Origin of the sequence: Yeosuana marina, assembly GCF_011762485.1 — a bacterium.
GTDB lineage: Bacteria > Bacteroidota > Bacteroidia > Flavobacteriales > Flavobacteriaceae > Yeosuana > Yeosuana marina.
Genome location: NZ_JAAKGI010000049.1, coordinates 1 through 5,014, shown reverse-complemented (window position 1 = coordinate 5,014; position 5,014 = coordinate 1). Strand labels below are relative to the sequence as shown.

General features: G+C 32.2%; 6 protein-coding genes. 1 reads left to right on the top strand and 5 read right to left on the bottom strand.

The window, feature by feature from the left end:
- Positions 1-210 precede the first annotated feature (210 nt).
- The 4 genes from G5V56_RS18825 to G5V56_RS18810 all read right to left on the bottom strand — a co-directional run bounded on the left by G5V56_RS18825 (position 211) and on the right by G5V56_RS18810 (position 4,157).
- Positions 211-774, bottom strand: a complete 564-nt coding sequence (locus G5V56_RS18825; protein WP_166968084.1) for a hypothetical protein — start codon at positions 772-774, stop codon at positions 211-213.
- Positions 775-2,464: 1,690 nt separating this feature from the next.
- Positions 2,465-2,827: a hypothetical protein gene (locus tag G5V56_RS18820; protein ID WP_166968083.1), complete on the bottom strand. Its 363-nt coding sequence runs from the start codon at positions 2,825-2,827 to the stop codon at positions 2,465-2,467.
- A gap of 59 nt (positions 2,828-2,886) precedes the next feature.
- The gene (locus G5V56_RS18815; protein ID WP_166968081.1) at positions 2,887-3,261 is read right to left on the bottom strand and encodes a hypothetical protein; all 375 of its coding nucleotides are present in this window, start codon (positions 3,259-3,261) and stop codon (positions 2,887-2,889) included.
- Positions 3,262-3,284: 23 nt separating this feature from the next.
- The gene (locus G5V56_RS18810) at positions 3,285-4,157 is read right to left on the bottom strand and encodes a hypothetical protein (RefSeq protein ID WP_166968079.1); all 873 of its coding nucleotides are present in this window, start codon (positions 4,155-4,157) and stop codon (positions 3,285-3,287) included.
- A 128-nt stretch (positions 4,158-4,285) separates the two neighbouring features.
- Between G5V56_RS18810 and G5V56_RS18805 the strand changes: the two genes are divergently transcribed.
- Positions 4,286-4,681, top strand: coding sequence for a helix-turn-helix domain-containing protein (locus G5V56_RS18805; protein WP_166968077.1), 396 nt, complete (start codon positions 4,286-4,288; stop codon positions 4,679-4,681).
- A 164-nt stretch (positions 4,682-4,845) separates the two neighbouring features.
- Here the strand turns inward: G5V56_RS18805 and G5V56_RS18800 are convergent.
- Positions 4,846-5,014: tyrosine-type recombinase/integrase (locus G5V56_RS18800; RefSeq protein WP_166967587.1), on the bottom strand; the 169-nt coding region annotated here is incomplete at its 5' end.

Below are 5,014 nucleotides of genomic sequence, written 5' to 3'. Positions count from 1 at the left end.
ACAACACCGGTGGATCGGCTCCACCATCTTATAAACAGTTGCGTAACGATTTTCAGCCGTTCGTTACTCTCGGCACACGTATGATTAGTGGCGTGTTTAAGCACCTAATATAGCAAATACAAACCGAATAGGAAATCCGCGAGGATTTTCGTAAGTAGGCGAGAACTAGCCATTAATTATACACGGTGTTGTAAAACGTTTTTATTCAGTTTAAAATCGGTAACCAATTCGCAAGTGTAAATTCAAAGCGGCTTCTCCTTCATTTTCTAAATATCCAACACTTTTAGCGAAAATATATCTGTATCCAATTCCAATTCCAGTTTCGTAAGTAAAATGATTTCCAATATTCCTTTTTATTCCCCAAGTTGGAATTATCGAAATTTGGTCGGCAATTTCTACATTGTCATAATTGGATATTACAAACCAATTAGGATGATAACTTGTTTGAAGAGTTAGAAAATTTCCACTATTTCCACTTATATTTCTTGATTTTGATATTCGTTTGTTTAAATTATAATACCATCTTGGTTCTAATGTAATTACAGGTGTCATTAAATATCCGTTTTTTGGATAAAAACTTCCTCCCCAAAATCCAGCATCCATTCCGATTTCAGCTCTCAAAGCTATTTGATTCGATAATTTCACTTCTCGATGAGCCCAAATTCCTAATACTCCAGTTTGGATTCCATAAGTAGATTTTTCTACACTTGCGTTTTGAGATTTACCAATAAATGTCAGTCCGCATAAAGTCAAGGTCAATAAAATTTTTTTCATTCAGTTTTATTTTTTATTCTAATGTTCAATTTTTTGTCAAATGTTTTACAACACTTGTATAACTGCAATAAATACCAATCCTATTGTAGTTATATCGTTTATGTATGCAATATATTACTTTTCAACAATGTATCCAATGGGCTTATAATGGTTTTATTGTTAATTTCAATAGTTTTGGTATATGTCTGTTGTTTTTGGCGAACCATGCCCCAACATATTCTGCAAATGCCTAATCTAATATTTATGTTATTTTCAATACAATGTGTTGCAAACGAATGGCGCAATGTATGTACTGTACATAGGGTATAAGAACCTTAATGCGTTTTGCTTTTTTAAAAGATTGGTATATAATCGGTTGCATCATATTTGTTTTTACAATTTTATCCATCAGCCTTAAAAGTAGTTAAAAAGACTACAAGTAGTGTTGGTCTGTTATAAATAATGGTATATTAACCGTTAGAAACGACTATATGTAAAATACTTAAAATAAGCATATTAAATCAATTTTTTATAGAATAATGAATAAAGGAAAGTTCAAAATATGCAGTAAGATTCTAGTAGGAAGAGATGATAAATTATTTTGCTCTGTAAAATGTAAAAATTATTACCATGTTAATTTAAGAAAGTTTACAGATAATGAGGTAAAAGAGTTGGATACCATTTTATATAGGAACAGAAGTATTCTTTTGGAAGTTCTAGGTAAAAGAAAATGACTGATAACAGTAGAGCGAGTGGTGCTCGAAAAGAAGAAATTCACTTTTAAGTACCATACGCATTTGCATATAAACAGTAAAGGTAAAACCTTTCATTATGTTTATGACCTTGCTTGGATGGAATTTTCGAATGACGAGATTTTAATTATTAGAAAAGAAACTTAAGGTTATCAATTTTAACCATTATCCAATAAAGGGTTTTAGTATCTATTAAACTTGTGGTTATAAATGTGTGTTAAGGATAATTCCTATTAGATCGTTACTGACAATCATTGTTTTTTACTATCTAGGATTAGCAATTAGAACGCTTTTCATTAAAAAAAAGCAACTGATTTTTTAATCAAGTTGTTTATAAAATTTGATAGGCTCTGCCTATCGTGTTTTGTAAAGCAAGAGGGTAACACGCTGCGCGGTGTTACTAGCTCGTATTTCACTTAAAAACAGTTATTTACCAATTTTAAATAGTTGCATTTATTTCAGATTTGCGGCAAAACCTCTTGCAACCCCATTAAAATGGCTTTTATTTGCGGCAAACTCTTAGATTTTGGTATGATTTAGTGAATATTGAAAGATTGTGGTGCTTGCCAAATACGTATTATTTGACTTTTACAGTAAAACCTTTCGAAAGCCCCATAAACAGGCAATAATTTACAGTAAAAAGTATTTTGCTAATTTGTATTGATTGGTATTGTAGTCTATTGGTGCTTAATAAGTTTAAAGGGGTATCTGTTTACTGCTTTTTAGTAAAAAAGTAAAAACCAACCTTTCAATTTCCCAAAAACATTGCATAGTATTAGCTCGATAGATGTTGGGGCTTTTAAAACTCAACTAATATAAAGAATTCTCAAAGCGATTATTCTTTCGCCCATAAATACTTTTTTTATTTTGCGACCTTCGGGAGCAAACGAGAATGTGTCCACAGACACACATCTCGAATTCCTAACCAATGGGCTTTATTCAAAATTTAAAATTTGATTTTATTCTTCATTGGATAACAGGAGTTTTCGCATTTTATCCAAATAAATAGCTTCTTCCAATGGAATTAGGTTTTTTGCAAATTCTAAAACAGTCCTTACATCAGATTCCTTATTCTTTATATCCAGGGTTAAGTCTTGTTGTTCCTCTAGGGCTAGAATACACACATTCAGTGTTGATTTTAAAGTACAAAACAGTTCTAAATAATCATAGATTCTACAATGGTTCAGGTAGTAACCTTCTTGGACACCTTCTATCGGTTTTAACAATACAAAATTTTCTGCGCTCAGTTCCTTGATCTGTTCCATTTTTAATAATATTTCCTCTAAGGATTGTTCTTCTGTTTGATCTGCTTTGTTTTTCATGATTTTTAGTTTTTGAGACTGGCAAATAGTTTTGGTTCTGGAAAGTTTTTCATTAAATTTTATCTACTGTTCTTTTTATCTATTAGCAGCAGCTTTCTGGACTTATCCAAAAATTCTAATTCCTCATGAGGAATTAGATTCTTGGTAAATTCCAATACATCTGCCAATTGGGTGTGAGCCTCCTTTATGTCCCTTCTCTGATTGTTCGGATCATAACCGTCCATTGCCATGATACATACATTTAAAAGAGATTCCAATGTGTAACCCAGTTCTTCATAATTACGGATATAGGCATATTTAAGGTAGTTTCCCTTTCTGTAAACATATTCAGGGGTTGGACTGAGCAACCTAAAGTGTTCTTTTGCCATTATATTTAGCTCTTGAAGTTTCTTAACGTGCTTCTTTTTGCGTTGTTTTTTGGGTTTGTTTTTCATTGCCTTATTATTATTATTGCTGATTAAATAGTTGGGTCACAATGTAGTTCCTTTAGATATTCCAGTTGTGCCTCTCCAAGTTTCTTAGCTTCATGATAAAACTGTTCACAGCGATTATGGGCTTTTTCTGTATCTCTATACGAAAATTCATTTTGTGCCTTGAAACGCATGATATGATGGACATTACATAATATATAGCGCATACGATGTAATCCATAGGTCTCTTTAGGAAAAATGGTGTCTGGCAATCTGCAAAAGTGGCTGCATAAATGTAGCATATAGGACAGTGAATAATGTTGTGGCTCAAATTTCCAAAACAGATATAAAAGACCTAAACATATTTGTTCTAAGGAATGGTGCATTACGGCCAGCATAGGAGAAGTATCTTTTTCTGGTTCAATAATATTACCAATAATGGAAAGCAGATTTCCAGCACGATCCATACGGCTCTTCCAAGTTTCTTGGATGTGGTCATAAACATTTTGATGAAAAGGCATAGGGTAATTGCTGAATTGAGACAGGCAGTCATTATCCCTATATATGCAAGGTGTATGAAAAATAGCCTTATACAAAAAATCGTCGCCATAATTTAACCGTTTTTTTACATTTGATAAAGCATACATGATGGGATAGATTTTACAACGCTGATGCATTTTATTATACACCTCGTCCATAAAATCCCCAAGCCTTTTAGAAATGGGTCTATAAGTGATAATAAGTAACGTATAAATGATGAACCTTTCTGAATTTTTACTTTGTGGTATCAGATGAACCTTATGGCTCTTCCTTTCTTTAACAGTACTGATAACATATACTGAATGTAATGCCAATAGCTTCTTTAAATGAGCTAAAAGTTCCTTTTGTAATGCGGTTTTTTTTGATGTTTTTGTTTCCATGATATTTTGCTTTACATAAATTAAGAGCATAAATCAAGTGTACCAAACCAAAATAGGTTGTATAATACTATATTGAATTTGTTTTTTACGGGTATGGTGAATTTTAGAAAAAATCTTATATTTGGGTTATGGAAACAGCAACAAAACCAAACCACATCGGTAGAAAGATTAGCCGAATCAGAGAACTTAGGGGCATGAAACAAGAAACCTTAGCAGAGGAACTCGGAATTAGCCAACAAGCAGTGTCCAAGATTGAGCAGTCTGAGAAGATTGAAGGCGATAAATTGGAGCAGGTTGCAAAAGCTTTGGGTGTAACTAAGGAAGCCATTGAAAATTTTTCAGAGGAATTGGCTATAAATTATTTCAATAATTTTTATGATAATAGTTTTAGCAACAGCCAAGGTACTTTTCATCCTAATAATTGTACTTTCAATCCTTTAGACAAAGTTGTTGAACTCTATGAACGATTAGTACAAGCCGAAAAAGATAAAATCGAGTATTTAGAAAAGCTACTTAAAAAATAATAATAGAAGAAATTAATTGCTAATTATTAAAATCTCAAAAATTCCCTTTTAATACGTTTCTAGCTGCAATAAAAGCGCATTAAAAGGGAATTTTATTTTAAGATTTTTTAGTTATTCCTTTTATGATATCTAGTTAAATAAAAACTCAAACTTGTCATTATATATCAAAAACGTTGCTCTAATCGTTCCATATCCTCACTTACCTTTCTTTCTATCACTTTTGCATAAATCTGGGTCGTTGTAATCTTTGAGTGCCCCAATAGCTTTGATACGGTTTCTATGGGTACACCATTGCTCAAGGTTATGGTCGTTGCAAAGGTATGCCGTGCTATG

Coding starts and splice junctions, on each gene's coding strand:
- G5V56_RS18825 (WP_166968084.1), bottom strand. CDS start 774: ATGAAAAAAATTTTATTGACCTTGACTTTATGCGGACTGACATTTATT.
- G5V56_RS18820 (WP_166968083.1), bottom strand. CDS start 2,827: ATGAAAAACAAAGCAGATCAAACAGAAGAACAATCCTTAGAGGAAATA.
- G5V56_RS18815 (WP_166968081.1), bottom strand. CDS start 3,261: ATGAAAAACAAACCCAAAAAACAACGCAAAAAGAAGCACGTTAAGAAA.
- G5V56_RS18810 (WP_166968079.1), bottom strand. CDS start 4,157: ATGGAAACAAAAACATCAAAAAAAACCGCATTACAAAAGGAACTTTTA.
- G5V56_RS18805 (WP_166968077.1), top strand. CDS start 4,286: ATGGAAACAGCAACAAAACCAAACCACATCGGTAGAAAGATTAGCCGA.